The 26428-nt window shown below is 61.0% G+C and carries 22 protein-coding genes; 13 read left to right on the top strand and 9 right to left on the bottom strand.

The features are described from left to right. Positions 1–230 precede the first annotated feature (230 nt). From PQR53_RS02590 to PQR53_RS02550, 9 genes are all read left to right on the top strand, one after another. Positions 231–1787, top strand: a complete 1557-nt coding sequence (locus PQR53_RS02590; protein ID WP_408450996.1) for a methyl-accepting chemotaxis protein — start codon at positions 231–233, stop codon at positions 1785–1787. A gap of 645 nt (positions 1788–2432) precedes the next feature. After that, positions 2433–3539, top strand: coding sequence for an ABC transporter ATP-binding protein (locus PQR53_RS02585; RefSeq protein WP_408450995.1), 1107 nt, complete (start codon positions 2433–2435; stop codon positions 3537–3539). Then, positions 3526–4614 (top strand): ABC transporter ATP-binding protein, encoded by a 1089-nt coding sequence (locus tag PQR53_RS02580; RefSeq protein ID WP_408450994.1) that lies wholly within the window; start codon positions 3526–3528, stop codon positions 4612–4614. The genes PQR53_RS02585 and PQR53_RS02580 overlap by 14 nt, the downstream gene beginning before the upstream one ends. Beyond that, positions 4611–5489: a carbohydrate ABC transporter permease gene (locus tag PQR53_RS02575; protein WP_408340400.1), complete on the top strand. Its 879-nt coding sequence runs from the start codon at positions 4611–4613 to the stop codon at positions 5487–5489. Before PQR53_RS02580 ends, PQR53_RS02575 begins: the two co-directional genes overlap by 4 nt. After that, positions 5479–6288, top strand: a complete 810-nt coding sequence (locus PQR53_RS02570) for a carbohydrate ABC transporter permease (RefSeq protein ID WP_408450993.1) — start codon at positions 5479–5481, stop codon at positions 6286–6288. The genes PQR53_RS02575 and PQR53_RS02570 overlap by 11 nt, the downstream gene beginning before the upstream one ends. Then, the gene (locus PQR53_RS02565) at positions 6288–6569 is read left to right on the top strand and encodes a DUF2160 domain-containing protein (protein ID WP_106313162.1); all 282 of its coding nucleotides are present in this window, start codon (positions 6288–6290) and stop codon (positions 6567–6569) included. Before PQR53_RS02570 ends, PQR53_RS02565 begins: the two co-directional genes overlap by 1 nt. Before the next feature lie 108 nt (positions 6570–6677). Continuing rightward, the gene (locus PQR53_RS02560; RefSeq protein ID WP_408450992.1) at positions 6678–8420 is read left to right on the top strand and encodes an ABC transporter substrate-binding protein; all 1743 of its coding nucleotides are present in this window, start codon (positions 6678–6680) and stop codon (positions 8418–8420) included. Positions 8421–8886: 466 nt separating this feature from the next. Next, positions 8887–9330 (top strand): hypothetical protein, encoded by a 444-nt coding sequence (locus PQR53_RS02555; RefSeq protein ID WP_408450991.1) that lies wholly within the window; start codon positions 8887–8889, stop codon positions 9328–9330. A gap of 653 nt (positions 9331–9983) precedes the next feature. Continuing rightward, positions 9984–12542, top strand: coding sequence for a glucose/quinate/shikimate family membrane-bound PQQ-dependent dehydrogenase (locus PQR53_RS02550; RefSeq protein WP_408450990.1), 2559 nt, complete (start codon positions 9984–9986; stop codon positions 12540–12542). 36 nt (positions 12543–12578) lie between these two features. Here PQR53_RS02550 and PQR53_RS02545 read toward each other — a convergent pair whose 3' ends face one another. The 3 genes from PQR53_RS02545 to PQR53_RS02535 form a co-directional block, all read right to left on the bottom strand. After that, on the bottom strand, positions 12579–13589 hold the full coding sequence (locus tag PQR53_RS02545; protein WP_408450989.1) for a CobW family GTP-binding protein: 1011 nt from the start codon (positions 13587–13589) through the stop codon (positions 12579–12581). 18 nt (positions 13590–13607) lie between these two features. Then, a complete protein-coding gene (locus PQR53_RS02540) occupies positions 13608–14576 on the bottom strand; it encodes an MBL fold metallo-hydrolase (RefSeq protein ID WP_408451163.1) in 969 nt (322 codons plus the stop codon). Between the two features lie 281 nt (positions 14577–14857). After that, positions 14858–15409, bottom strand: a complete 552-nt coding sequence (locus PQR53_RS02535; RefSeq protein WP_179740153.1) for a recombinase family protein — start codon at positions 15407–15409, stop codon at positions 14858–14860. Between the two features lie 383 nt (positions 15410–15792). Between PQR53_RS02535 and PQR53_RS02530 the strand changes: the two genes are divergently transcribed. Both PQR53_RS02530 and PQR53_RS02525 read left to right on the top strand, forming a co-directional pair. Next, positions 15793–16542 carry an EAL domain-containing protein gene (locus PQR53_RS02530; protein WP_408450988.1) on the top strand — a complete coding sequence of 250 codons (750 nt, stop codon included), beginning with the start codon at positions 15793–15795 and terminating at the stop codon, positions 16540–16542. A 266-nt stretch (positions 16543–16808) separates the two neighbouring features. Continuing rightward, positions 16809–18146: an EAL domain-containing protein gene (locus PQR53_RS02525; protein ID WP_408450987.1), complete on the top strand. Its 1338-nt coding sequence runs from the start codon at positions 16809–16811 to the stop codon at positions 18144–18146. A gap of 111 nt (positions 18147–18257) precedes the next feature. Here PQR53_RS02525 and PQR53_RS02520 read toward each other — a convergent pair whose 3' ends face one another. The 6 genes from PQR53_RS02520 to PQR53_RS02495 form a co-directional block, all read right to left on the bottom strand. Beyond that, positions 18258–19442: a porin gene (locus PQR53_RS02520; RefSeq protein WP_408450986.1), complete on the bottom strand. Its 1185-nt coding sequence runs from the start codon at positions 19440–19442 to the stop codon at positions 18258–18260. A 106-nt stretch (positions 19443–19548) separates the two neighbouring features. Further along, positions 19549–20331: an ABC transporter ATP-binding protein gene (locus PQR53_RS02515; RefSeq protein ID WP_408450985.1), complete on the bottom strand. Its 783-nt coding sequence runs from the start codon at positions 20329–20331 to the stop codon at positions 19549–19551. An 11-nt stretch (positions 20332–20342) separates the two neighbouring features. Then, positions 20343–21068, bottom strand: a complete 726-nt coding sequence (locus PQR53_RS02510) for an ABC transporter permease (RefSeq protein WP_408450984.1) — start codon at positions 21066–21068, stop codon at positions 20343–20345. After that, the gene (locus PQR53_RS02505; protein WP_408450983.1) at positions 21065–21754 is read right to left on the bottom strand and encodes an ABC transporter permease; all 690 of its coding nucleotides are present in this window, start codon (positions 21752–21754) and stop codon (positions 21065–21067) included. The genes PQR53_RS02510 and PQR53_RS02505 overlap by 4 nt, the downstream gene beginning before the upstream one ends. A gap of 60 nt (positions 21755–21814) precedes the next feature. Beyond that, positions 21815–22603 carry an ABC transporter substrate-binding protein gene (locus PQR53_RS02500; protein WP_408450982.1) on the bottom strand — a complete coding sequence of 263 codons (789 nt, stop codon included), beginning with the start codon at positions 22601–22603 and terminating at the stop codon, positions 21815–21817. A gap of 50 nt (positions 22604–22653) precedes the next feature. After that, positions 22654–23823: a M20 aminoacylase family protein gene (locus tag PQR53_RS02495; protein ID WP_408450981.1), complete on the bottom strand. Its 1170-nt coding sequence runs from the start codon at positions 23821–23823 to the stop codon at positions 22654–22656. A 160-nt stretch (positions 23824–23983) separates the two neighbouring features. Here PQR53_RS02495 and PQR53_RS02490 point away from each other — a divergent pair, with 160 nt between their 5' ends. Both PQR53_RS02490 and PQR53_RS02485 read left to right on the top strand, forming a co-directional pair. Beyond that, positions 23984–24937, top strand: coding sequence for a LysR substrate-binding domain-containing protein (locus PQR53_RS02490; RefSeq protein WP_408450980.1), 954 nt, complete (start codon positions 23984–23986; stop codon positions 24935–24937). A gap of 203 nt (positions 24938–25140) precedes the next feature. After that, positions 25141–26301, top strand: a complete 1161-nt coding sequence (locus PQR53_RS02485) for a helix-turn-helix transcriptional regulator (RefSeq protein ID WP_408450979.1) — start codon at positions 25141–25143, stop codon at positions 26299–26301. Positions 26302–26428 lie beyond the last annotated feature (127 nt).

Below are 26428 nucleotides of genomic sequence, written 5' to 3'. Positions count from 1 at the left end.
GTTGATTGACGAACGGCGCCCCGCCGCGAGATCCCGGCGCGCGGCCAATGCAACAACAAGCAAGCGACACATTAGATGTCGCTGCTGGCGTTCGTCCGTTACCCTCACATAGCCGATGCAGCAACGTCCAATTCTTCTTTCAAAGCAGTGAAGAGTACGAATAGTTATTAAGTTTTCCCATAAGACGGCCGTTAATACACGAGCGGGAAAACTCACTAGGGGATAAGAAGATGGGTCGGCTGGGAATTGCGGGAAAACTATGGACTGCATTAGTCATCATGTGGCTCGGGCTGTTCGTGCTGGGCGGCTGGGCAGCGCTGCAAAGCCGCCGCTCGATGCTGGAAGAGCGACAGGTCGGTGTAAGAAACGTCGTTGAAAGCGCGCTCAGTGTTGTGCAGGTTTACGGTGCAAAGGTCACCGATCACTCCATGTCACTTGAACAGGCGCAAAGCGCGGCCCTAGCGGAACTGGCATCGATCAGATATGGAAAGGACGGTTATCTGTTCGTGTTTGATTCCCGCCCGGTCGTGCTGGCAATCGGTAATGCATCGGTCAAGTCGCTGATTGGCCAGAACGTTGGCGAGCGCGCCGATCCTACCGGCAAGAAGTATTACCTCGAGTTAGCCAAGGCCGCGGCCGCCGGCGGCGGTTACGTGGACTATTTCGGCGTAGCGCCCGATACGGGCGCGCGCGTTCCAAAAGTAAGCTATGCAGGCGCTTATCAGCCGTGGGGCTGGTACGTTGGATCAGGGGTCTTTCTAACGGATATCGACGCTGCGTTCAGGGCAGATCTGCTCGGTTATCTTTTGATCCTCGCGTGCGTGGGCGGGGTTGTTACCACGGTGATGCTGGTGATCATTCGCAACATCAAGCGTAGCCTTGGCGGCGAACCGGCTTATGCAGCAGGAATTGTCGAGCAGATCGCCGCGGGCGATCTGTCGGTTCACGTGGGCGGTTCGCTGATTCACGACGATAGTCTGCTCGCGGGTATGAATCGAATGCAGCAGAGCCTCGCCACGGCAGTGGGATTGGTGCGGCAGAGCGCGAATGCAATCGATGTCGCTTCGCGTGAGCTGGCAACCGGCAATAACAATCTATCTGCACGTACTGAAGAACAGGCGGCCTCGCTGGAGGAAACCGCATCCAGCATGGAACAACTGACTGCCACGGTGAGACAGAATGCGGAGCACGCGCATGAGGCAAGCAAGCTGGCGCAGAATGCCTCCGAACTCACGGACCGCAGTAGCACCTTTGTGGCCGACCTCGTCGCGAGCATGCATACAATCGGCGAGCAATCGAAGCATGTCGGCGACATTGTCGGCACAATCGAAAGCATCGCGTTCCAGACCAACATTCTGGCTTTGAATGCGGCGGTGGAGGCGGCCCGTGCGGGTGAGCAAGGGCGCGGCTTCGCGGTGGTGGCAAGTGAAGTACGGATGCTCGCTCAGCGCTGCGCAGCCGCTGCCAAAGAGACGCGCACCATCATCGACGCGTCCGCGGGCACGGCTTTGAGCGGCTCGAGCACGGCAGACCGTGCGGGACACTCCATGGCTGAAGTGGTTGACGCAATCCGGCGTGTGACCGCTGTGATCACTGAAATATCGGCCGCATCCAGCGAACAGAGCGCGGGCATTGAGCAGGTGCGCCTCGCGATCGATCAGATGGACGAGGTCACGCAGCAAAACGCCGCACTGGTGGAGCAGGCGACCGCGGCGACCAATTCATTGGCGGATCAGACCGGACAACTACAGGCCGCGGTGTCGGTGTTCAAGGTCGTCAACGCGTGACACGAGTCCGTTCCATTGCAGGACTATTTGGTTAGCCCGTTACGGGTGAGCATGGATATATCGGGAATGACCCGATGGCCGATGATGCCCAGGTAACCGTTGCGTTGCTCCGAAGCAAGCAACGGCCTCGATGCAGGGTGACCCGTCACGCCTGGCCCTGAGCTCACCCCGCATAACGCCGCCAGAACTAAAAGAGCCCAGCGTGCTGGCAGCGAAGCATCGCTCGTCACTACGCCTCACGGCGGCATCGCGATGCACCGATCTGAACCGCCAATCCCTGTCCGCACAGCGCCCGCGGGCAATTCGTCAGACTCATTCCCCCATTCTGTTACGCTGACACGCGGATTACGATAAGCGTCAGATAGCCGACTAATAGAAAGCAATCGTTTTCAATTGGGTAAGCTATAAGGAGACTAATTGTCGTCAGATTGTATGGTTAACACCGATTTATACGTAAACGAACAAAAAGGAACATCGAATCCGTTGTTTTGATTTCCTTTTAGAAAAAAGGGCGCGCTTCTCCGTTGGCTCAAAAACACAGAAGAGCGACCGGAAACACTAACACCGTACCCATCAGCATCACCGCCCAATTGCAGCGCCAGGGCCCTGCAGCACCGAAAACGCACTAGAACGAAGGAGAGCGATTTGGTCTTGGAACTGGAGCGGGTGACAGTCGTTTCGGGCGCTCAGACGCATCTGTACGGCGTCGATCTGCGGCTCGTCCCCGGCGCGATCAACGTGCTGCTTGGGCCGACGCAAGCCGGCAAGACCACCCTGATGCGCGTGATGGCCGGCCTCGACCGCCCGGCGTCGGGCCGCGTGCTTGCCAACGGCAACGACGTGACCGGCGTCAGCGTCAGGCAGCGCAACCTCGCGATGGTCTATCAGCAGTTCATCAACTATCCGGCGATGACGGTGTTCGACAACATCGCGTCACCGCTGAAGCTGCAAAAAACGCCCGCCGACGAAGTCAAAAAGCGCGTGCACGAAGTTGCCGCCAAACTCCATATCGATCATCTGTTGCACCGGCGTCCGGCCGAACTGTCCGGCGGCCAGCAGCAACGTTGCGCGCTGGCGCGGGCGCTGGTCAAGCGCTCGTCGCTGGTGCTGCTCGACGAACCGCTAGTCAATCTCGACTACAAGCTGCGCGAAGAATTGCGCGTCGAACTGTCGTCGCTGTTCGCGGACGGCAAGACCACCGTCGTCTACGCCACGACCGAACCGCTCGAAGCACTGCTGCTCGGCGGCTACACGGCGATCGTCGACAAGGGGCGTGTGCTGCAACATGGCCCGACGCTCGACGTCTACAACGCGCCCGCCAATGTCGACGTCGCAGCCGTGTTCAACGATCCGCCGATGAACATGCTCGCCAGCGAACTCACCGCGAACGGCACCGCGCGCCTGCCGATCGGCATCGACGTGCCGCTCGAACGGACGAGCGCGCGCGCTGTCGGCGGCAACGAGACGTTCCGCATCGGCATCCGTCCAGGCCATCTCCGGCTCGCGCCACGCACCCCGCGCTCCGTTGCGGTGCCGTGCCGGCTCGAACTGGCCGAATTGAGCGGCTCCGAAACCTACCTGCATCTGCACACGCGGCAAGGCGGCGTCGATCTGGTCGCGCAACTGCAAGGCGTGCATCAGATCGATCTCGGCACGGAACTCGACGTGTACATCGATCCCGACGAACTGTTCGTGTTCGGTGCGGACACAACCTTGCTGTCCGGCCCGGAGGGCGCTCATGGCGCGCATTGAGTTTCAGAATCTCGCGCATGCGTATGCACCCAATCCCGCCACGCTCGACGATTACGCATTGCAACCCATGAGCATGGTCTGGGAAGACGGCGGCGCGTATGCGTTGCTCGGGCCGTCTGGTTGCGGCAAGTCCACGTTGCTCAACATCGTATCGGGCCTCGTGAGGCCGTCGGAAGGCAAGGTGCTGTTCGACGGGCATGACATCACCGAGATGAGTCCGCGCGAGCGCAACATCGCGCAAGTGTTCCAGTTCCCCGTGATCTACGACACGATGAGCGTGTTCGACAACCTCGCGTTTCCCCTGCGCAACCGGAAAATGACGGCGCGTGACGTGACACACCGCGTTCACGAAGTGGCGGAGATTCTCGACATGACACGTGAGTTGCCGCGCAAGGCGAACAATCTGTCGGCGGATGCGAAGCAGAAAATTTCACTTGGGCGCGGCCTCGTTCGCAAGGACGTCGCTGCGATCCTGTTCGATGAACCCTTGACCGTGATCGATCCGCATATGAAGTGGATCCTGCGCCGTCAATTGAAAAAGATTCATCAGCAATTGAAGCTGACGCTGATCTACGTGACGCACGATCAGGTCGAGGCGCTGACTTTCGCGGACGAAGTCGTTGTGATGACGAACGGCCGCGTGGTGCAGAAGGGCGGTCCGGACGCACTGTTTTTGCGGCCCGATCACGCGTTTGTCGGCTATTTCATCGGCAGTCCGGGGATGAATCTCTGTCCGGTCGATCTGGACGCCGACGGCATCAGGATCGGCACCCAGCATCTGCAACTCGACTCGCATACGCTCGATACGCTGAAGCACGCAAACGGCACGCTGACGCTCGGCGTTCGCCCGGAGTTCGTGCGTGTTGTGAGCGACGGCGAACCCGGCGCGGTGAAAGCCCATCTGCTGCGCGTGCAGCAACTCGGCAACTACCAGCTGGTCACCGCGCAATGCGACGGCCACGTCTTCACGGCCAAGGTCGAACCGCATCTGCGTGTCGGCGAAGGCGCCGTCTGGTTGAAGCTCGCCGCGGCGGAAACCGTGTTCTTCAGCAACGACGAAAGGATCGCGCAATGAACAAGCCCGTCAACCAGAAGGCTTGGCTGCTGGTCGTGCCGGTGTTCATCTGCGTTGCGTTTTCCGCCATTTTGCCGCTGATGACGGTGGTCAATTATTCGGTGCAGGACATCATCAGCCCAACGCAACATGTGTTCGTCGGCACCGAGTGGTTCCGCGCCATCATCAACGACGACGATCTGCGCGGCGCGCTCGGGCGGCAAATTGTCTTCTCCGCCTGCGTGCTGCTGTTCGAAATTCCACTCGGTGTTGGCCTTGCGCTGGCGATGCCCGCGTCCGGCTGGCGTGCGTCGGCGTCGCTCGTCGTGCTCGCCATGCCGCTACTGATTCCGTGGAACGTGGTCGGTACGATCTGGCAAATTTTTGGGCGGCCGGATATTGGCCTGCTCGGTTATGCACTCAATCACGCGGGCATTGAATACAACTACACGGCCAGTCCCAGCGCTGCATGGATCACGGTACTCGTGATGGACATCTGGCATTGGACGCCGCTCGTCGCGCTGCTCTGCTATGCCGGCTTGCGCGCGATTCCCGACGCGTTCTATCAGGCCGCCGAAATCGACGGCGCCAGCCGCTTTGCGGTGTTCCGATATATCGAACTACCGAAGATGCGCGGCGTGTTGATGATCGCCGTGCTGCTGCGCTTCATGGACAGCTTCATGATCTATACCGAGCCGTTCGTGCTGACGGGTGGCGGCCCGGGCGATTCGACCACGTTCCTGTCGCAGTACCTGACGCAAAAAGCAGTGGGCCAGTTCGACCTCGGTCCGGCGGCGGCGTTTTCGCTGATCTACTTTTTGATCATCCTGTTGCTGTGCTTCATCCTGTACAACTGGATGGAGCGTGTGGGCAAAGGAGACGACCATGCGCAATAACCGCTGGATGCGCGTTGTCGTGCTGACGCTGTACATCCTGTTCGCGCTGATCCCGCTCTACTGGATGCTGTCGATCTCGCTGCGCACGAACGAAGAGACGATGTCGGCGTTCGCGATCTGGCCGCATCACGTGACCTTCGACAATTACAAGGTCATCTTCACCGACCCGTCCTGGTACTGGGGCTACATCAACTCGATCATCTATGTGCTGATGAACACGGTGATGTCGGTGCTGGTGGCGCTGCCGGCCGCGTATGCGTTCTCGCGCTATCGTTTTCTCGGTGACAAGCATATGTTCTTCTGGCTGCTCACCAACCGGATGACGCCGCCTGCCGTGTTCCTGCTGCCGTTCTTTCAACTGTATTCGAGCGTCGGTCTGATGGACACGTATATCGCGGTCGCGCTTGCGCACATGCTGTTCAATGTGCCGCTCGCGGTGTGGATTCTCGAAGGCTTCATGTCGGGCGTGCCGCGCGAAATCGATGAAACCGCCTACATCGACGGCTATACGTTCCCCGCGTTCTTCGCGAAGATTTTCCTGCCGCTGATCAAGTCGGGCGTTGGCGTGACCGCGTTCTTCTGCTTCATGTTCAGCTGGGTCGAACTGCTGCTCGCGCGCACGCTCACCACCGTCAACGCCAAGCCGATTGCCGCCGTGATGACGCGCACGGTATCGGCGGCGGGGATGGATTGGGGCGTGCTGTCCGCGGCAGGCGTGCTGACCATCGTGCCGGGCGCGCTCGTCATTTACTTCGTGAGGAATTACATCGCGAAGGGCTTTGCGATGGGGAGAGTCTGATGCTGACGTGGATGTACTGGACAGCCGAAGTCGCGATTTTTTTCGGCTGCATCGTGGTGATGCTGGCGGGCATGACCGTGTGGGAGATCCGCTCGCCAACCGTCGAACGCAAAGGCTTCCTGCCGATCGGAACCACGCGTGGAGACCGGCTCTTTATCGGGCTGCTGATTGCCGCGTACATCAATCTCGCGTGGATCGGCATCAGCGCGGAACACGCGAGCGCGTGGCCCGGTTTCGCGGCGTCGATGCTCGTGCTGCTGATTGTCATGTGGAAGGGATGAATAGCGTTGCGTCCTGAAGGTTTGCGTATCTGGACAGACCGGTTCCGTTGATACCCCGGGCGGACCTCGGCAGTTGCTCCAAGGGGTGCGGAGACACAGGAGAAAGCCATGCAACAGAGGAGACGAATCGTCACGCTCGCCGTGGCGTGCGCTATCGCGACAGGCTTGACGAGCCATGCCGCGATCGCCGGTACGCCCGAAGCGCAGAAGTGGGTCGACAGCGAGTTTCAGCCGAGTACGCTGTCGAAACAGCAGCAGATGGACGAGATGAAGTGGTTCATCGAGACCGCTGCGACGCTGAAATCAGCGGGTGTCAAAGAGGTGCATGTGGTGTCCGAAACGCTCGACACGCATATGTACGAATCGAAAACGCTGGCTAAGGCATTCACCGAAATCACGGGCATTTCAGTCAAGCACGACATCATCCAGGAAGGCGACGTCGTCGAAAAACTGCAGACTTCGATGCAATCCGGTCAGAGTATTTACGACGGCTGGATTTCGGATTCCGACCTGATCGGCACGCACTATCGCTATGGCGTGATCATGCCGCTATCCGACTATATGGCCGGCGAAGGCAAGAAATACACGAATCCCGGTCTCGACATCAAGGACTTTATCGGCACGAGCTTCACGACCGCGCCGGACAAGAAGCTCTATCAGTTGCCCGACCAGCAGTTCGCGAATCTTTACTGGTTCCGTGCCGACTGGTTCGCGCGCAAGGACCTGCAGGACAAGTTCAAGGCGAAGTACGGCTACGATCTCGGCGTGCCGGTGAACTGGTCCGCGTATGAGGACATTGCCGAATTCTTCACGAACGACGTCAAGAATATCGACGGCGAGAAAGTCTATGGCCATATGGATTACGGCAAGAAAGATCCGTCGCTCGGCTGGCGGTTTACCGATGCATGGCTCTCGATGGCGGGTGAAGCCGACAAGGGCATCCCGAACGGCATGCCGGTCGACGAATGGGGTATCCGCGTCACGCCGGACGGCTGTCATGCGGTGGGCGCGTCGGTGTCCCGCGGCGGCGGGACGAACAGTCCGGCCGCGGTTTTCGCGACCACCAAGTACATCGACTGGCTGAAGAAATATGCGCCGCCCGAAGCCTCGGGGATGACCTTCAACGAAGCGGGACCGGTGCCGGCGCAAGGCAAGATCGCCCAGCAGATCTTCTGGTACAGCGCGTTCACCGCCTCGATGCTGAAACCCGGCAACGTGACCAACGCGGACGGCACGCCAAAGTGGCGGATGGCGCCGTCGCCGCACGGGCCATATTGGAAGGACGGCATGCAGAACGGCTATCAGGACGTCGGTTCATGGACTTTTTTCAAGTCGACGCCGCCGAATCAGCGCGCCGCCGCGTGGCTCTACGCGCAGTTCGTTACGTCCAAAACCGTTTCGTTGAAGAAATCGATTACGGGTCTCACGTTCATTCGCGATTCTGATATTCATAGCGATTACTTCACGAAGAACGCGGACAAATATGGTGGCCTGATCGAGTTCTATCGAAGCCCTGCACGCGTTGCGTGGACGCCGACCGGTAACAACGTGCCTGATTATCCGAAGATGGCGCAACTCTGGTGGAAGAACGTCGCGACGGCCGTCGCCGGCGAAAAGCCGCCGCAAGCCGCAATGGACAACCTGGCGAAGGAAATGGACCAGGTGCTGGCCCGTTTGCAGCGCGCGGGAATGAAGGTTTGCGCGCCGGAGTTGAATGCGGAAAGCGACCCGGCGAAGTGGTTGTCGGATCAGCACGCGCCGTGGAAGAAGCTTGCGAATGAGAAACCGAAAGGGGAGACGGTTAAGTATGAGCAACTGCTGACTGCGTGGAAGGAGGGGAAGGTGCGGTAGGGGAGTCGATGCGGTTGTGACCCGTTGGGTGACCGCGCCGCCGATCAGCGTGATTGGTTTCGGCGGCGTGGTCGTCACGCCTGGATGGAGTCAGCTTCGGCTGACTCTTTTTTATGGCTGTTTGCCAGGACGATTGTGTTGCCTCTACTCGCCTTATCCGATTGGCCAAATCGAACCTTTGGCCTACAACGTTGGACGCAATGTGGGCGGTCTCCCTTATAATTACCAAGTCGTCGGGAAACACTCTTCGACCAGGTTTAGCAGCCTGTTGCTTGAAACCGCACTCCCGCTCAGGCGGGACGTGCGTCTACCTCTGCACGTCAATATTTCAATGGGCGGGCCGTGGTGGGGAGCCGCAAGGCTCGCCGGTTTGTTTCAAGCCCGGTCTGCTAACCTGCTACGTGCCCGCTCGCCCCCTTTGCAAGCGAGTGTCGGGCGATCCAAGAAGTAACAGGGAGATCGCACCATGAGCAAATCCATCAAAAATCAACCCGACTCACGTCCGCCTGTCGACGCACTCCAGTACGAGAAGCTTGCGCTGTCGGCATTCCGTTTATCCGACCGGCACCTGGATCAACTGGATACTTGGATCACACTTGCGTCCTCGATATGTAGGAATCCTTCTATCACGATCGATGAAAGACGGCGTCGTCAGACGCTTCTTGAATTGCTGGTGGATACGATGGAGCAGTATCAGCAGGAACTCGAATGCGACCGCGAGTTGTACCAGGTGATCGCGCTTGATGCGAAGGGCGTGGCGCAAGGCCGCATCACGGCGCGGCAGGCGGCGAACCTGCTGGCTGAGGCGGCGCGGAGAGCGAAAGAACCGGTAGCCGACGCGAATGCGCTTGAGCGCAAAAGCCCGTCATCGGAAATCGCCGGAGCGCTAAAAGCCGACGCCGTCCAGTGATCGGTTGTCGCGGCACACCAGGCACTGTACTTCGTCATGGAAAACACCCCAACGGTTGGATCGGTGTTCGACTTTTGGGGTGCAGTTCAAAGCGTTGAGATTGCGGCAAGTGCCCAAGCGAAGCGCGGTAGCCTTCTACCACAAATATGTCGTATCGGGCGGCCACTACGCCGACTAATATGGATAGTCAAAGTGCATTCCCGCGTCCCGGAGCATCATGCCGCGACCACGGCCGACAGCGCCGAGCACTACTGGCTGGGCGCCACGTATCAGGTCACGCCGCGGTGGACCCCGACGGCGGCGGCCTTTCATATCCGTATAAGCGAACCCGCCAGAGACGCATCACACAACGCATGCCAGCCATGCCTTGCCATATGCACTGGGAACGACCTATAACCCTAGACGCGCGCACGCTCCTCCAAAGGACCGCCGCCCATATGAACAACAGCAGGAACGGTACGTGCACAGTGTTCGCGCCGCCGCATGATTCGTTCTCGTCGACGAGCCCACAAACCGGCGGATCGCAAGCCGGCGTACACACGGCATGACGCACACGTTCTGCTATCCTTTTCACCGTGCTCCGGCGTATAGCGCATGAATTCGGCGTCGGTCCCACTGGCAGGCGGTATCCACTCAAGAGGGTTGAGATCATCATGACCAGTCAGTCGAATTCGCGTGGCGTCATCGGCATCATCACATTCCTCTTTACGCTGCTGAGCGCGCTCTATCTGCTGATCGGCGGCGCATGGCTGCTCGCGGTCGGCGGTTCGGCGTATTACGTCGTCACAGGCATCGTGCTGTTGGGCGTGGCCTGGCTGCTCTGGCGGCGCAGTCCTGCCGCGCTTCTGCTTTACGCTGTTGTGCTTATCGGCACGGCGATCTGGGCGCTCATGGAGTCGGGTCCCGACTTCTGGGCCCTCGCGCCGCGCTCCGGGGTGCTTGTCATCTTCGGCGTGTGGTTGCTGCTGCTCATGAGCTGGCGGTTGGAAGGCGAGCGTAAGCTGGGTGTCGCCTCGCTCGTCATCGCGCTCGTCGCATGGGCCGGCGTGCTCGTGTACGCGAACTTCAACGATCCGCAGCAGGTCAACGGCACACTCAACGCTGCCGCGCCCGCAAGCGGCGGCACCAGCAACGCGATCGACCCCGCCGACTGGCCCGCCTATGGGCGCACTCAGGAGGGCACTCGCTACTCGCCATTGCAGCAGATCACGCCTGAGAACGCGAAGAATCTCCAGGTGGCCTGGACCTTCCGCACAGGCGACATGAAAGGGCCCAACGATCCCGTCGAGATTACCGACGAAGTCACGCCGATCAAGATCGGCGACCTGCTTTACCTGTGTTCGCCGCATCAGATCCTGTTCGCGCTCGACGCGAAGACGGGCGCGCTCAAGTGGAAGTTCGATCCGAAACTACAGGCGGATCCATCATTCCAGCACGTGACTTGCCGCGGCGTGTCGTACGTCGATCTGTCGGCCAGCACCACGACGGCCGCACCCGCGACTACGCCGGCGAGTGATGCGCCCGCAGCGGCCGCTGCGCCAGCAAGCGGTGCAGCCGCAATCGCCGCAGCTACAGACATCTCAGGCGCAACTGTCAGCGCCGCCCCTGACGCCGCAGCCGCAACTACCCCAGCCGCCGCCGCCTCAGGTCCCGCAACCCCAACCGCCTCGGCCACCGCAACCCCATCCGCCTGCACCCGCCGCATCTACCTCCCAGTCAACGACGGCCACCTCTACGCCCTCGACGCACTAACGGGCCAACGTTGCGCGGACTTCGGCAACAACGGCGACCTCGATCTTCAACACGCCCAACCGGTCACGACGGCGGGCATGTACGAGCCCACCTCACCGTCGATCGTCACCAGCAAGGTGATCGTCGTGGCGGGCTCGGTCGAGGACAACTTTTCGAACCGCGAGCCGTCGGGTGTCATCCGCGGCTTCGACGTGCGCACGGGCGAATTGCTCTGGGCGTTCGACCCAGGCGCGCAGGACCCGAATCACATTCCGGGCCCGGGCGAGCATTACACATGGAATTCGCCCAACTCGTGGGCTCCCGCCGCCTACGACGCGAAGCTCGACATTGTCTATCTCCCGATGGGTGTGACCACGCCAGACATCTGGGGCGGCCACCGCACGCCGGAACAGGAACGCTACGCCAGCGGGCTGCTCGCACTGCACGCTTCGACCGGCAAGCTCGCCTGGTTCTACCAGTCCGTGCACCACGATCTATGGGACATGGACCAGCCGTCGCAACCCACGGTTGCCGACATCACCGACAAGGATGGCAAGACGGTGCCGGTCGTGTATGCGCCGGCCAAGACCGGCAACCTGTTCGTGCTCGACCGCCGCACTGGCGAGCCGGTTGTGCCGGCGCCCGAAACGCCCGTGCCGCAGGGCGCCGCTCCCGGCGACCACGTCATGCCGACACAGCCGTTCTCGCAGCTCACGTATCGTCCATCGAAGAAGCTGACCGACGCCGACATGTGGGGCGCGACGATGTACGACCAGCTCGTATGCCGCGTGATGTTCCACAAGCTGCATTACGAAGGCACGTTCACGCCGCCGTCGCTGCAGGGCACACTCGTGTTCCCGGGCAACCTGGGCATGTTCGAGTGGGGCGGTATTGCCGTCGACACCGACCGCCAGATCGCCATCGCGAACCCGATCGCGTTGCCGTTCGTCTCGCGTCTGATTCCGCGCGGCCCGGGCAACCCGCTGGAGCCGGAGCCGGGTGCCAAAGGTAGCGGCACGGAGTCAGGCATCCAGCCGCAGTACGGCCTGCCGTTCGGCGTCACGATTAACGCGTTCCTCTCGCCGCTGGGCTTGCCGTGCAAGCAACCGGCATGGGGCTACATCTCCGCGATCGATCTCAAGACCAATGAGATTGTGTGGAAGAAGCGCATCGGCACCGTGCGCGACAGTTCGCCGATTCCGCTGCCGTTCAAGATGGGCATGCCGATGCTGGGCGGTCCGATCGTCACGGCGGGCGGGGTCGCGTTCATTGGCGCGACGGCGGACAACTACATCCGCGGCTTCAACGTGAACAATGGCGATCAGGTGTGGGAGGCGCGGCTACCCGCTGGCGGTCAGGCGACGCCAATGAGCTATTCGATCGACGGCCGTCAGTACGTCGTGATCGCGGCGGGCGGACATGGTTCGTTCGGCACAAAGCTCGGCGACTATGTGATCGCCTACGCACTGCCGCAGCAGTAAGCGGCATGCGTCGCTTAGCCGTCGCTTAGGTGTCGCTTAAGCTGCCTCGCGCAGAAAATGCGCGAGCGTTTCCTCGATCACTGACCGCGCGAGACCTTGGACGATGAACACGAGCCGTGTCGTGTGATCGTCGTCGGGCCATGCTTCGAGCCGCAACGGTTCATGCAGCAACTGCTGCACGCCATGGAACACAACCGGCCGCTGTTCGCCGATGAAATTGCCGATCCCCTTAACCCGCAGAATGCGTTCGCCGTGATAGCCGAGCAGGACCGTCAGTGCGGTTTCAAATGCCTGCATCGGCAATGCTTGCGAGTAAGTCAGGCAGAAGCTGTCGATGTCCGGATGGGCCGCGCGTGACGCCGTCGCGCCACGCATCAGCAACTTTCGCGGCGCGGGCTCCGCGCGCAACCAGGGCCGCAAGGCACGCGGTGTCAGGATGTCGAGCAGCTGTTGTGCGTCAATCTCGCCGTTACGCACCGCGATGCGCGGCGCACCCGGATTCAACGCCTCAAGCGCAGTCTCGAGGTCGGCAAGCGCGGGCCCATCGACCAGTTCGGCCTTGGTCAGCAACAGCCGGTCCGCGACGGCCACCTGTTGACGCGATTCCTCATGTCGGGCAAGTTGCGCGGCGCCGTGTTTCGCATCCACGGTCGTCACGATGCCATCGAGTTGCAAACGGCCCTCAAGCGCCGGGTCACCCAGCAGCAACGAGATCACCGGTCCAGGTCGCGCAAGCCCCGTGGTTTCGATCAGAATCCGCTCGAAGGCGGGAATCTCGCCGCGCGCGCGGCGCTCCAGCAAATCGGCCACGGTCGCAGCCAATTCGTCGCGCACGCCGCAACACAGGCAGCCGTTTTCCAGCAACGCGACGGTCTCGTCGCGCGAGGTGCTGACGAACAGATGATCGAGACCGATCGCGCCCAGTTCGTTGATCACCACCGCACAACGGCCCAGCGCCGGTTGCGGCAACAGGCGATTCAGCAACGTGGTCTTGCCCGAACCGAGAAAGCCCGTCAGCAACGTGAGGGGAATCGCAGCGGCTTGCATGGTGGTGTGTCCTGACACTCAGATAACCTGCAGATCTTTGCCGACGATCACCTGTCCGTTGAAATGCTGGCGCGCACCGGCGGCCCACATCTCGTCGGTAATCGCGGGATCGCCGCCCGGCACGAAATGGCTCAGCACCAGCGTCTTGACACCGGCCGCCGCGGCGATCTTGCCGACCTGCTCCGTGGTGGTGTGGCTCTTCATGAGGTGATCGAGCAATGTGGGTGCGTTGTCGACGGTCTTCATGAGCTTTTCGAGCGCGGGCAGGTACATCACTTCGTGCACCAGGACGTCAGCGCCTTTCGCGAACTCGGCCAGCGCCGGGTAGTAGGTCGTGTCGCCGGAGAAGACGACGGTGCGGTCCCGGGTCTCGAAGCGGTACGCGAATGCCGGCTTGATCGTGTAGTGGTCCACCAGGGTCGAGGTGACGCGCACGCGGTCGTCTTCCATCACGAGGCGCGGGCCGTCGAATTCATGGATGTTGAACAGTGGCCGGAACGGCGGACGGCCTTCTTCGCGCATACGCACGTCGAGGTCGATCGCGTTCATGTCGACGAAGTCGTCGATCATCTTTGTCATGCGCGGCGGCCCATACAGGTTGACGGGCGTGCGCAGGCCGGTGGCCCAGGCGAGGAACACGAGGTTGCCGAGGTCGGCGTTGTGATCCGAATGATGGTGAGTCAGGAAAATGTCACGGATGTCCGGCAGCTTGATGCCCGCTTTGGTCAGCTGCAGCGCGACGCCGTTGCCGCAATCGACCACGTACGGCTGACCGTCGACCACCAGCACGTTCGCGGGTGCCGCGCGCAGCTCAGACGGCGTTGGGCCACCCTTGGTACCGAGCAGGATCAGCTGGGTGCCTTTTGTGGGGTGTCCGGTGACGGGTGCAGGGGCTGCGGTGGTGGCGGAGCCGGCTGGCGACTGCGCGTGGGCGTCCTGCATCCACGGCAGCGCCGCGGTGGTGCCTGCCGTCACGGCAATACGCATGAAATCACGACGGGAGCGTCCAAATGGCTGATCACTCATGGATCTGTGTCTCCTGATATTTTTGGTTGGGGTGTGTGCTCGCGCTTCCTGCGTAGCCACGCGCAAAAGCGTGGACTCAAAAACGCGGACTCAAAGGCGCGAACTCAAAAGCGAATGAATTTTAGCGATTTCATGGGCCGGCGGGTCGAACGGATTTTTCGATAGGCAGGGAGCGGATGGTCGCCCCCTGCCTACCCACGGACCGAACTATTCCTGAGATTTAACTGACCGGCCCTGCGGACTTACACGCCGGCCGCCTTCAGACGCAGCATCGTTCTCGGATGAACATTGAACCGGGTTGCCACCTCGGAGGCCGACTGGACGCGAAGTAATTCGAGTGCCTGCGACCGCTGCGTCGGCGAAAGCGCCCGGCGTCTGCCTAACTTACTGCCCCGCGCACGTGCCGCTGCCAGGCCCGCACGGGTTCGCTCGCTGATCAGGTTCCGTTCAAACTCGGCAAGCGCCGCCATCATGTGAAAGATCAGCACGCCGCCGGATGAACTCGTATTGATGGATTCATTTAGCGAGACAAACTCGACGCCTCGCCGCTCGAGGTGGGTGATGAGATCGACCAGTTTGCTTAAGGACCGCCCGAGTCGGTCCAGTCGCCACACGACGAGCGTGTCGCCTTCGCTTGCGGCGGACAGGGCGGCGTCCAGCCCGCGCCGGCAAAACTCCGTGCCTGATACCCCGTGATCAGTGAAGAACTCGTTGCACCCCGCCACGCGCAATGCGTCGAGCTGAAGTGCAAGGCTTTGTTCGTGCGTCGAAACGCGTGCATAACCGATTTTCATAGTGTGTTCCGGTAAAGGATGGCCTCTGCTAACTGGTGGGTGAAGGAGGCGGCATGTTGTGTAGTTCTCCCGGCAGCGCCGACACCATCCAGTTGACAAAAACGGTCCTTTTTGTCTCCCGGCAAATTCACTGGCTCGGGCCATGGCCTTGGGCCGCCCCGCCGTGATTATTTATTCATCTGATGATATTGGCAAAAAGGACCAATTTTGCCCCCCGGAGTTTTGGCAACGATCTGAAGGAATTGTAAAAATTTGTATGCAACGCACCGGGTGACCGTGCGCTTTTGCCCGTCCCCGGAGTCGAAATGTCAGCGATCCAAAGCGCGACCGCGGAAGCCCTGCGGCATACGGGGCTTGCCGGAATGCCTGGTTGCGGAGCAGTCATGCGAGCGTCCCCCGACTGGAAAGTAGTCCGCGAGGTTTACCGGGCTATCGCCGAAGACCGGCTGTTTTTCCAGCAGGAAGCGGTTTGCGCAGTCGACGACCCGACCGACATCCTCTATCGCGAGACGCTGGTGCGCATGAAGGTCGGCGACCGGATTCTGTTGCCTGGCAGCTTCATTCCGGCGGTGGAACGGCTTTCGCTGATGCGATCGTTCGATTGCTTCGTCGTGCGGTGCACCCTTGGAGCGATCAAGGCCACACCTGGCGCGACGCTTGGCTGTAACGTCTCGGCGCAAAGTGCCCGGGACGACCCCTGGTGGCAGCGGATCTTCGTTGAACTGGAAAACAATCCCGATGTTGCGGTCCGACTGGTCGTGGAAATCACGGAGTCCGCGGCTATCTCACCGATCGAGGGGCCCGCGTTTGTCCGGCGTTTGCGAGGCATGGGCGTCCGAGTCGCGGTCGATGACTTCGGCGCGGGTTTTTCCGCCAGCACGGCGAACGCGTGTGAGACCGACATCATCAAGATCGACCGTTCATTTCTCCGGCGTGTGCGGCAAGGCACCCTTCGCGTCGCCGAGCTCAACCGTCTGGTCGGGATAGCTCGAGGTTTGGCCCCACTCGTAGTGATCGAAGGTGTCGAAACGCCCGACGATATCCGGATCGCCCGGGATACCGGTGTCCGCTGGATTCAAGGCTATTACCTCAATGCTCCCGATGCACCGGCCCCACAACCGGCTGGCTTCTGACGTTGCCTTTTCTCAGGTCTCGGTCACGTCCTCGGACGTGACCGGAACCTTTGGCCGGTTCACGCCGGCCTTTTTTATACGTGAGATGCACTCCTCGCGACGCGTGAGAAGTCGTCCCGCAACTAGGGATCGTGATCGATATGAAACCTGGAACAAGGTATGTCGTCGCGGGTCTCCTTTGCTGTTTATGGGGGGTCTGCTACGCCGATAACGAAGTCAGTTTCTTCTTTGTGATCCCGCCACCGATGCGAGTTGGAGATTCAAGCATGGCGAAGCCGGCCGTCTTTCCCGGCGGCCCGTGTGCGCAAGCGGGTGCGTTCCTGCTGCCAGCACCATTTGGCGATGCGGGAATGAGGGAGTTTGCTCACGCTGACGGTACACGCGGCACTTGTGCATTCCACCTCGCGAGCCTGCACACGTCGAGCGCGGGTGTCGCGGTCATAAGCGAGGAACAGCATGACGCCGGAACAGGCCAGATGCAGTTGAATGGATCCCGAGAGAACGCATTGCCCGCTATTTCGGCCAAAGCAGATCCCCTGACGAATGAAGCGGCCCCTCAGACAGCGAAGTTAGTCGCCGCCACTCCGAAGCCGGCGGAGCCTCCCTCCGGAATGTTTGTACCGCGCCCATCGAATCGGGCTCCCGCAGTCAGCGGATCCCACGTGGTGGAGCGGCGCGCCTCGCCTGATCGCTATATCGTGCCCATGGCCGACTACCATTTGTTTCTAGTCATATCCGTCGTGGTTCTGGTACTCGCCCTGCTGGCGCTGCTCGGCGCCGCTGCGGCGTTTCTTTACCTCCGGTGGTTCAGCGAACGCGCGATTCTTGCTCGTGCGATAAGGCGCGGATTGCGACGCAACGAGTTCTCCCTGGAATATCAGCCGGTCTTTTACACGAGGACCCGGAAATGCATCGGTCTCGAGGTGGTGCTGCGGTGGAGAAACGTGGTTTATGGACTTCGGGGCGAGGCCTGGTACATGGACAAACTTGCCGATCGCCGCGCCACCACGAAGATTGTCGCGTTTATTCTGTCGACTGCCGAGAGGGAATTGGGCATTCTCGCCAATGGTCGCAACCTGTATCTGATGGTCAACTTGTGGGCCTCGTGCCTCGGCAATGAAGACTGCCTTTCCCTGATCGTGGCCAAAGCGAAGTCCTTCACGTCCACCCGGTTGGTCTTCCAGATCAAAGCCGACGACCTGCCCGAGCGATTCAGCAGCATGGTGCGCTTGCGTCGTGACAAAGTGCGCGTTGCCCTCTCCGGGGTTCGGACGTCGGCGGCCATCGCTGCCTCGATGCTGCCCGCCGGCTTTGAATTCATCAAGGTAGATCGGGACGTCATGGGGCTGGAGGATTCAGATCGTCTCCAGACGCTGCAGGCAATTGCCGCCATGGGACGACAGCTTGACGTCGCGGTTATCGCGGACGGCATCGAAGGAGTCGCTCAGAACCACGCCGTGGGGCGCGCCCAAATCGAGTTGGCGCAAGGTTTTTTCCTCGGCAAGGCGATTTCGGTCGTTCAGCTTCCGATGCTTTTCGAGAAGCTGGACTGGTGGCAAGGCGTCCACGTTCCACCCCCCAGCGTAATCAGTCTCTCTCGATGACGAATACGGCGTCTTCGCGAATGCGGGTGCCATCAACTTCGGGCTCGCGATACTCACGCCCCGGGTCGGCGGCTCGCTTGCCGTCGCCGCAGCCCGGACAGCGTGACATCGTCAGAAGCTATGACGAAGCGCGGCGCGGACGAGCACCTGACGGGACGTCGATGACAGGTCCTGTGCACCCGGCACGTAGGCGCGATCCAGCGATGAACCGGTCTGATCGCCGGCTATCAGCTGATACACGCCTTGCAGATAGACATCCGTTCGCTTCGACAGGTTGTAGTCGGCCATCAGCCCAATAGTGTGAATGCCTGGCTTCGCGCGGCCTGTCGTCGCGTCGAAGTGTTCGATCGTGTAAACGTACTCTCCACCAACAAAGAACGCCGGCGTGAATTGATACTTGCCGTTGAGTTCGAAGTTCTGGAATTTAAGCGACGTCAGCGTGCCGCCGACTAGCACCCCGGCGACGGGCTGGATCGTTTCCGCGCCGCTCAGGTACGCGACGTTCGCAGTCGGCTGGTCGATGCTGGTATTGGTGTAGGCAAAGCCGATCGTGGCCGCCCCCGCCGTATAGTTGACCCCGGCACCGAATATCCGCAGCTTCGACGAAACGAAATTTCCATCGGCGCCGAGTGACCCGCCTGCACCGGCGATGGCGCCGCCAGACGTCGTACCCGGATTGTCCGCGTTAAGGTAAGACGCGGCAAAAAGCCAGTCGCCGATCGTATATTGGGCGCCCACGCTTATCTGCCGATTGTTGGCGAAGCCGGTGTCGTTGCTGAAGCTATAGGTTCCGCCGAACGCGAAACCGCCAAAGCTGGGGCTCGCGTATTTGATCGTATTGTTCAGGCGAAATGTATTATCGGTGTTGTCGTTGTCGTAGGGATGCGAAAACATATAGCCGCCCCAGTTTCCGTTAGCGGTGGTCAGTGCCAGATAATCGACGACAGCATCGTATTGGCGACCGAGCGTGACCGTCCCGAAGCGCTCGCTGGACAAGCCGACGAACGCCTGACGCCCGAACTCGCGGCCCCCTTGTGCAAGCGCTCCATTATTGACATTGAAGCCGTTCTCCAACTGGAATACCGCGCTCAAGCCGCCGCCGAGATCTTCGGTTCCCTTCACGCCCCACCGGCTCCCTTGCGCATATCCGCTCGTCATCTCGACGACGTGGTGACCGCCCGCGTTGTTCGTGAAGTCGACACCTTCATCGATCAGACCGTACAGCGTCACACTGCTCTGGGCGAATGCGGGGAGGGCGACGCCGCACATCACGGCAGCCGAAAAGATTTTCTTCATGGGTTTTCCAGTTTTTATAAGTGATGCGAAATAATGTTATGAAAAGATGAAGTGCCTGATTTTTCATTGCGAGACTCATACCGCCCGCCTCCCCTGGCGCGCCTCCCTACTTCAAATTGCCCGACAGGAACTGCGCGAGGCGCGTGCTCGTCGGCCGCACAAGTACCTGTGCCGGATGGCCTTCTTCTTCGACCTTGCCCTGATGGAGGAACATCACGCGATTCGAGACTTCCCGTGCGAAACCCATCTCATGCGTAACGACCACCATCGTGCGACCCTCTTCGGCGAGCACCTTCATCACGCGTAGCACCTCGCCGACCAGTTCCGGGTCGAGCGCCGAGGTGGGCTCGTCGAAGAGCAACACATCGGGCTCCATGGCCAGCGCCCGCGCAATCGCGACGCGTTGTTGCTGACCGCCCGAAAGATGGGCCGGATAGCTTGCGTGCGTCCGGACATCCAACCCCACCTTGTCGAGGTAGTGACGCGCCCGCTCGCGCGCCTCGATGCGATTCACGCCGAGCACGCTGGACGGCGCTTCTGCGACGTTTTCGAGCACCGTCATGTGGGCCCAGAGATTGAAGTGCTGGAAGACCATCGCGAGCCGGGTGCGCATGGTGCGCAGCTGTCTCTCGCTCGCCACGCGTAAAGCGCCAGAAGCATCCGCGACGGTATGCAAATACTCTCCGTCCACCGCGATCGAGCCGGACGTTGGCCGTTCAAGGAAATTGATGCATCGTAGAAAGGTGCTCTTGCCCGAGCCGCTCGATCCGATGATGCTGATGACATCGCCCGCCCGCGCGTGCAGCGACACGCCCTTGAGTACTTCATGCTCGCCGAACCGCTTGTGCACGTTCTCGACGGCGAGCTTGTAAAGAATCGATGTGGCCATGCTTGCCTGTGTCAATGCTGGCGGCCAGCGGCCGCGGGTTTCAGAAAGGACAGCCCGCGCGCTTCCAGCTTGCGGAACGCCCAGACGAGCGTGAAAGCCATCGTGGCGTAAAGGCCGGCGGCGATACCGAATGCGGAGAACGAAGCGTACGTCGCCGAATTGACGTCACGGGTCACTTTCATCAGGTCCGGAATCGTTGCGGTGAAGGCGAGCGTCGTCGAGTGCAGCATGAGAATCACCTCGTTGCCGCACATCGGCAGGGCGCGGCGCAGCGCCGATGGCATCACGACGCGCCGGTACAGCGTCAAGCGTGACATGCCCATCGCTTGTGCCGCCTCCACTTCGCCATATGGCACTGCGCGGATCGCGCCCGCGAGAATCTCGGTCATGTACGCCCCCTCGTTCAGGGCGAAAGCGAGGAGGGTGCAATTCATTGCGCTGCGGAAGAAGTCGGCAAGCAGAGCATGCGTCTGGACGATCTGCAGCGCATAGAGCCCGCTATAGCACAGCAGCAGTTGCACATAGAGCGGCGTGCCCCTGAAGACATAGGTATAGAGCCCAATGCCGTACGACAGCCAACGGTTCGACGACGCGCGTGCAACGGAAAGCGGAAGCGCCAGCAAGAAGCCGGATGCGATCGACGCTGCGAGCAGCCATAGCGTCACGACGAGTCCGGTGTACTGATAGCCGTCCGTGAAAAGGTAGTTGCGCCAGTATTGCTGAACGATGTCGATCATGCCGTCGCTCTCCGCGTGCCCGCCGAAAAGCGCACTTCCAGCCACGCGAGCAGCACGTGCGAGGCAGTCGTCATACACAGGTAGACGCCGCCTGCGACAATCGTGAAGAAGAAAAAGCGTTGACTCGACCGGCCCGCATCCTGCGTTGCCTTCACGATATCGGAGAGACCGATGATGGACACGAGCGCCGTCGCCTTGACGATCACTTGCCAGTTGTTGCCGATGCCCGGCAACGCCAGGCGCATCATCTGCGGGAACAGGATGCGGCGAAATATCCGCCACCGGGACATGCCGAATGCCGCGCCCGCTTCCAGTTGACCGTGCGGCACGCCTAGAAACGCCCCGCGGAATGTCTCGGTGAAGTACGCGCCGTAAATAAAGCCGATCGTCAACACGCCTGCGGCAAACGGATCTATATCGATCTGGGCGACGCCGAGAGCGTCCGTCATTTCATTGAGTAGCATCTGGATGCTGAAAAAGAGCAACAGCATCAGCACGAGATCCGGCACGGACCGTATCAACGTTGTATAAGCCATGCCGATCGCGCGTGGCAGCAAGTGCTGGGAAAGCCTGGCCGAAGCGCCGGCGAGTCCCATAACGAACGCCAACCCCAGCGCTAACGCGGCGAGCTTTACCGTCGCCCATGCTCCATCGAGCAGGCTGGGCCCGAATCCTCCAAAATCCATCACGTCTCCTTTCATGTCGGACGTCGCCAGTACGCCTCGTTGGCGAAGTGAAAATGCCGCTTACTTTGCGCCGTAGATGTCGAAATCGAAGTACTTGCCGTTGATGCGCGCGTAGGTGCCATTCGCCAGGATCGCGGCGAGCGCCTCATTGAAGGCATTGCGCAACGCGACGTCCTGTTTGCGCATTCCGAGGCCGTCGCCCAGGCCGAAATATTTCGGGTCGCCGATCGAAGGACCTGCGAACGCGAAGTCCTTGCCTTCAGGCTTCTTCAGGAAACCGTCGCTTGCTTCGATGGATGCCTGAAACGCCGCATCGAGGCGCCCCGAAGTCAGATCCGCGTAGACCTGATCCTGGTTCTGGTATGCCACGACTTCCACTCCCGCCGGTTGCCACTTCGCCCGCGCATAGTCTTCCTGACTCGAACCCTGCTCGACGCCAACGCGCTTACCCTTCAGGGACGCCGCATCCGGCAGCAACGGCGAACCACGCCGTGCCACGAGGCGCGCAGGGGCGTTCGAAATCTTGCTGGAGAACGCGATCTGTTCCATGCGCTTCGGCGTAATCGTCATTGACGACGAAATCACGTCGAATTTGCGCGCAAGCAGACCCGGAATCATGCCGTCGAAGCTCGTCTCTACCCAAACGCACTTTGCATGCATCTGCGCGCAAAGCGCGTTCGCGATATCCACGCCAAAACCTGCGAGCTTGCCGTCCGCCGTCTTGTACTCGAGTGGTGGATAAGTCGGGTCGACTGCGAGCCGGATCTCCCTGCCGGCCCAGTCCGTTGCGTGCGCCATGCCCGACATGGCCGCGCAGGCGAGCGAAAACGCGATCGTCCACTTGTTCATTTGTCTATCTCCTTCCGTTGGATTGATGGTGCTGCCGGCACGTGTGCGCGTCACTGCAGAATCCGCTCGGCGAGCATGACCCAATAGTTGGCGCCGATCGCGAGGCAATCGTCGTTGAAATCGTATTCGGGGTGATGAAGCGAGCAGCCGCGGGCGCCGTCGCCGTTACCGATCGACAGATAACTGCCCGGACAACGCTCGAGCATGTACGCAAAATCTTCGCTGGCCATGAGCGGGTGCAAGTCGTCGATCAACGCGTCCGGGCCGCCCCAATCCAGCGCCACTTGACGGGCGAACTCGGTCTCCTCCGGATGATTGACCAGTACCGGGTAGTCACGGCGATAGTCGATCTCCGTGTGAGCACCATAGGCCGCTGCCTGACCTTGCACGATCTCGCGAATCCGTTTTTCGAGCAGCGCGCGCACTTCTGGCGAGAGTGCCCGCACGCTTAGCGACAGGTCCGCGTGCGACGGGATTACGTTGGAGGCGGTTCCCGCATGCATCGCTCCAACGGTGACGATGGCCGGATGCCGAGGATCGATGTTGCGCGCCACGATGCTCTGCAATGCCATGACGATCGACGCACAGACGACGACGGGGTCGATCGTATGCTGCGGCGACGCGCCATGCCCGCCGCGGCCGACGACGCGAATCCTCACTTCATCGGCCGACGCCATGAAGGGGCCGCTATGAAAGCCAAGGCGTCCGGTGGGGAAACCCGGCACGTTGTGCATCGCATACACGGCATCGCACGGGAAGCGCTCGAATAGTCCGTCTTCGATCATTTTGCGGGCGCCGCCTAACCCTTCTTCGGCGGGCTGGAAAATGAGGTTCAGCGTACCCCGCCATTGCGCTCGTTCCGCGAGGCATTTCGCGGCGGCCAGAAGCATCGCCGTATGACCGTCGTGCCCGCATGCGTGCATCACACCGTCGATACAGCTTGCATGCGGCAGTTGCGTTGCCTCCTCGATCGGCAGCGCGTCCATGTCGGCGCGCAAGCCTAGACTGAAGCCACGATCGCGCGTGAGCGTGCCGATCACACCCGTTTCACCCACGCCGCGCGTAACGCGATATCCCCATTCGGCGAGCAACGTCGCGACGAGTTCGCTCGTAGCATGTTCCTCAAAGCCGAGCTCTGGATGTGCATGCAGTCTGCGGCGTATCGCGATCATCTCGCTTTCGATCGCTGTGATCTGCGGTAACACACGTTCTCTCTTCATTACTTCCCTTGGCATGGAATCGTCGTTTGGCGTCCCAATCCGCTTTCGCGGGCCCGTGCCGGCGACGCATCGTGAAGCGGATCGTATGCAGCGAAAATACGTGGAACCAGCCAGCGGTTTGTTATGATGACAACCTCTCGTTGTCACCCCGTCCCCTGCCATGAAGTTGCATCAACTGGAAGCGCTCGTTGCGAGCGCCGACGCTGGCAGCATCCGCGCTGCGGCGCGAACTCTCGGGTTGTCGCAAGCAGCCGTCACGCGGGCCCTTCGCGAACTGGAGGCAAGCGAGCGCTTGCCCCTCCTGATTCGCGCGCCGGAGGGCATCGGTTTCACCGAACATGGCAGAGTCCTGCTTACGCATGCGAGGCTTGTGCTGAACCAGCTGGAGCATGCGCAAAGCGATCTCGAGCGGTTGCGTGGGCGCGTTGAAGGACGCCTCATGGTCGGCGTGACGCCATGGGTCACGCTAACTTTCCTCGCGGAAGCCGTCCTGCTGTTTCGCAAGCAGATGCCTGAAATTCGCCTTGAACTCTTTGAGGGACTGATGGCCGTCGCCCAACCGCTGCTGCGTGAGGGCAGCATGGATTTCGCGATTGGGCAGTTGCAACCGGCTGCCGGCGCTCAGGAATTCGCCTGCGAGCCCGTGCTTACCTATGAGTCGTCGGTCATGGTGCGCGCAGGTCATCGGCATGAACGAGCGCGGTCGATTCACGAGCTCCTCGAGAATGACTGGGTGCTGAACTTTCCACTCGATGGACAGGCTGGATTGGTCGACTATCTATTCGCACGACATGGCGCGCAGATCGACGAACGCCGTATTGTGCGTGCCCAGTCGGTGGCCATGTTGCAGACCATGGTCGAGCAGGCCGACATGTGCACCTGGAGCCCTACCATCCTGAGCCGTGTGCCGCCATTCGGCGGGCGGCTGCGCCCACTCGCGTTGCGCGAGGATTTCGAACCCCGACAACTCAGCATCGTCACGCGCCGCAACAGCACGCTGAGTAATGCGGCGGTGTGTTTCGTCGAATGTTTCCTGAAGGTGATCCGCCGGCATGCACGGTCTGCGAGGAAAGAGGATCTCGCGTTGTTCGAGACGCTGGCCCTGTTGATATAGGGATGCGAATCGCGATTACCTTTGCTGGATCGGGATCCTTACAACGAAGTTTCAGAGGTTGTGTACGGTAGCGCACATATAGGAATGCGCACTAAAAAATTCTGGGAGGACAATTGCTCAACCTCAAACAATAGATGGAGCGGACGGCCTTCCCTACACGCCAGGCGGTCCTGAACTCCCAACCCAGACGCGATGCAAAGACCATGAACGCAGCGGGCAATGCGGGACGACTCGAGGAGAAGCTCGGTTCGGTGGTCGACCTGCTGTACGACGCCGCGCTCGATGAACTCAGATGGCAAGGGTTCGCCACAGCCGTCGCCGACGCGTTTGCCTCTACCAGCGCGGTGCTCAAGACCTGCGGCGGCCCGCTTGGCCCCCAACTCGAAAGCGTGACCGATAACCTGCGGATATCTGCGCAGGAGCAATCGTGGGCCGACCACTGGCATCGCAACGACCTATGGGTCGAGCGTTCCGCGCAACTCGAACTGGGCCACGTGTTCACCAGCCAGAGCCTGATGCCGGATGCGCAGTTCGAGCGCACGGGCTTCTATCAGGACTGGACACGGCGACTCGACATCTATCACATGGTTGGCGTGCTGTTTCCCACTGGCCACGGTGAGACCGGCGTGCTGGGCGTGCACCGGGCACGTGCCGCCGGTCCCTATGGCGAGGCTGATCGCCGTGCGCTGGAGGCGCTATGCCCACATGTGCGCCGCGCGCTCACCCTGCGCGACCGGTTGGGTAAATCCGCGCTGGCACAGAGCGCCGCTCTGGCAGCGCTTGAGCGCATCGAGACCGGGGTCCTGGTGGTCGATGCGTGCTGCACGGTGCTCTATGCCAACCGGGCCGCCGAACGGGTGCTCCAATCGTCGGGCGAAATCCGCACTCAGGCGCAACGGCTGCGCATTGACGATTCCGGGGTGAACAACCGGCTGGCGCGGCTCGTCCGGGAGGCGGTAGAGACCGCTGCTGGCGAGATTCACCTGCCGGGCACGGCAATCGCAGTGGCGCGCCCGGGGCGGTTGCCGGTCACGCTGCTGGTTTCGCCGTGGCGTGCCACCTTGGCACCCGCCGATATCGCGCAACCTGCGGCGATGATTTTTATCCGTGATCCGGAGGCTTCGGGGTCGGCCACCGGCCAGACACTGCGCGAGCTGTTCGGACTGACACGTGCGGAAGCCGCGATTGCCGTGGCTATCGGCGAAGGCCAGTCGCTGGAGCACATTGCCACTGCGTTGGGCGTAGGCCTTGGCACCGTGCGTACGCATCTGAAAAAAGCGCTGGCCAAGACCGGTACCAGCCGGCAGGCCGCGCTCGCCGCTCTGGTGGCGCGCAGCGTGGCCGGCATTTCAACCCACCTTTAATTTCTATCCTATCTGGGAGACGACCGTGCGATGGCCCGGTCGTAAATTGAAATTGTCTTGCCCTCCAATGACTGAATTGTCCGGTGGTGCAGGTGCCACAAGCGAGCGTTGCAAGCGAGCGTCGAAA

Origin of the sequence: Paraburkholderia fungorum (assembly GCF_046027605.1) — a bacterium.
Classification (GTDB): domain Bacteria; phylum Pseudomonadota; class Gammaproteobacteria; order Burkholderiales; family Burkholderiaceae; genus Paraburkholderia; species Paraburkholderia fungorum_F.
Note: the sequence above shows the minus strand (reverse complement) of the source record. Positions and strands in the feature narration are given on the sequence as shown.

Coding starts and splice junctions, on each gene's coding strand:
- PQR53_RS02590 (WP_408450996.1), top strand. CDS start 231: ATGGGTCGGCTGGGAATTGCGGGAAAACTATGGACTGCATTAGTCATC.
- PQR53_RS02580 (WP_408450994.1), top strand. CDS start 3,526: ATGGCGCGCATTGAGTTTCAGAATCTCGCGCATGCGTATGCACCCAAT.
- PQR53_RS02575 (WP_408340400.1), top strand. CDS start 4,611: ATGAACAAGCCCGTCAACCAGAAGGCTTGGCTGCTGGTCGTGCCGGTG.
- PQR53_RS02570 (WP_408450993.1), top strand. CDS start 5,479: ATGCGCAATAACCGCTGGATGCGCGTTGTCGTGCTGACGCTGTACATC.
- PQR53_RS02565 (WP_106313162.1), top strand. CDS start 6,288: ATGCTGACGTGGATGTACTGGACAGCCGAAGTCGCGATTTTTTTCGGC.
- PQR53_RS02560 (WP_408450992.1), top strand. CDS start 6,678: ATGCAACAGAGGAGACGAATCGTCACGCTCGCCGTGGCGTGCGCTATC.
- PQR53_RS02555 (WP_408450991.1), top strand. CDS start 8,887: ATGAGCAAATCCATCAAAAATCAACCCGACTCACGTCCGCCTGTCGAC.
- PQR53_RS02550 (WP_408450990.1), top strand. CDS start 9,984: ATGACCAGTCAGTCGAATTCGCGTGGCGTCATCGGCATCATCACATTC.
- PQR53_RS02545 (WP_408450989.1), bottom strand. CDS start 13,589: ATGCAAGCCGCTGCGATTCCCCTCACGTTGCTGACGGGCTTTCTCGGT.
- PQR53_RS02540 (WP_408451163.1), bottom strand. CDS start 14,576: ATGCGTATTGCCGTGACGGCAGGCACCACCGCGGCGCTGCCGTGGATG.
- PQR53_RS02535 (WP_179740153.1), bottom strand. CDS start 15,409: ATGAAAATCGGTTATGCACGCGTTTCGACGCACGAACAAAGCCTTGCA.
- PQR53_RS02530 (WP_408450988.1), top strand. CDS start 15,793: ATGCGAGCGTCCCCCGACTGGAAAGTAGTCCGCGAGGTTTACCGGGCT.
- PQR53_RS02525 (WP_408450987.1), top strand. CDS start 16,809: ATGGCGAAGCCGGCCGTCTTTCCCGGCGGCCCGTGTGCGCAAGCGGGT.
- PQR53_RS02520 (WP_408450986.1), bottom strand. CDS start 19,442: ATGAAGAAAATCTTTTCGGCTGCCGTGATGTGCGGCGTCGCCCTCCCC.
- PQR53_RS02515 (WP_408450985.1), bottom strand. CDS start 20,331: ATGGCCACATCGATTCTTTACAAGCTCGCCGTCGAGAACGTGCACAAG.
- PQR53_RS02510 (WP_408450984.1), bottom strand. CDS start 21,068: ATGATCGACATCGTTCAGCAATACTGGCGCAACTACCTTTTCACGGAC.
- PQR53_RS02505 (WP_408450983.1), bottom strand. CDS start 21,754: ATGGATTTTGGAGGATTCGGGCCCAGCCTGCTCGATGGAGCATGGGCG.
- PQR53_RS02500 (WP_408450982.1), bottom strand. CDS start 22,603: ATGAACAAGTGGACGATCGCGTTTTCGCTCGCCTGCGCGGCCATGTCG.
- PQR53_RS02495 (WP_408450981.1), bottom strand. CDS start 23,823: ATGAAGAGAGAACGTGTGTTACCGCAGATCACAGCGATCGAAAGCGAG.
- PQR53_RS02490 (WP_408450980.1), top strand. CDS start 23,984: ATGAAGTTGCATCAACTGGAAGCGCTCGTTGCGAGCGCCGACGCTGGC.
- PQR53_RS02485 (WP_408450979.1), top strand. CDS start 25,141: ATGAACGCAGCGGGCAATGCGGGACGACTCGAGGAGAAGCTCGGTTCG.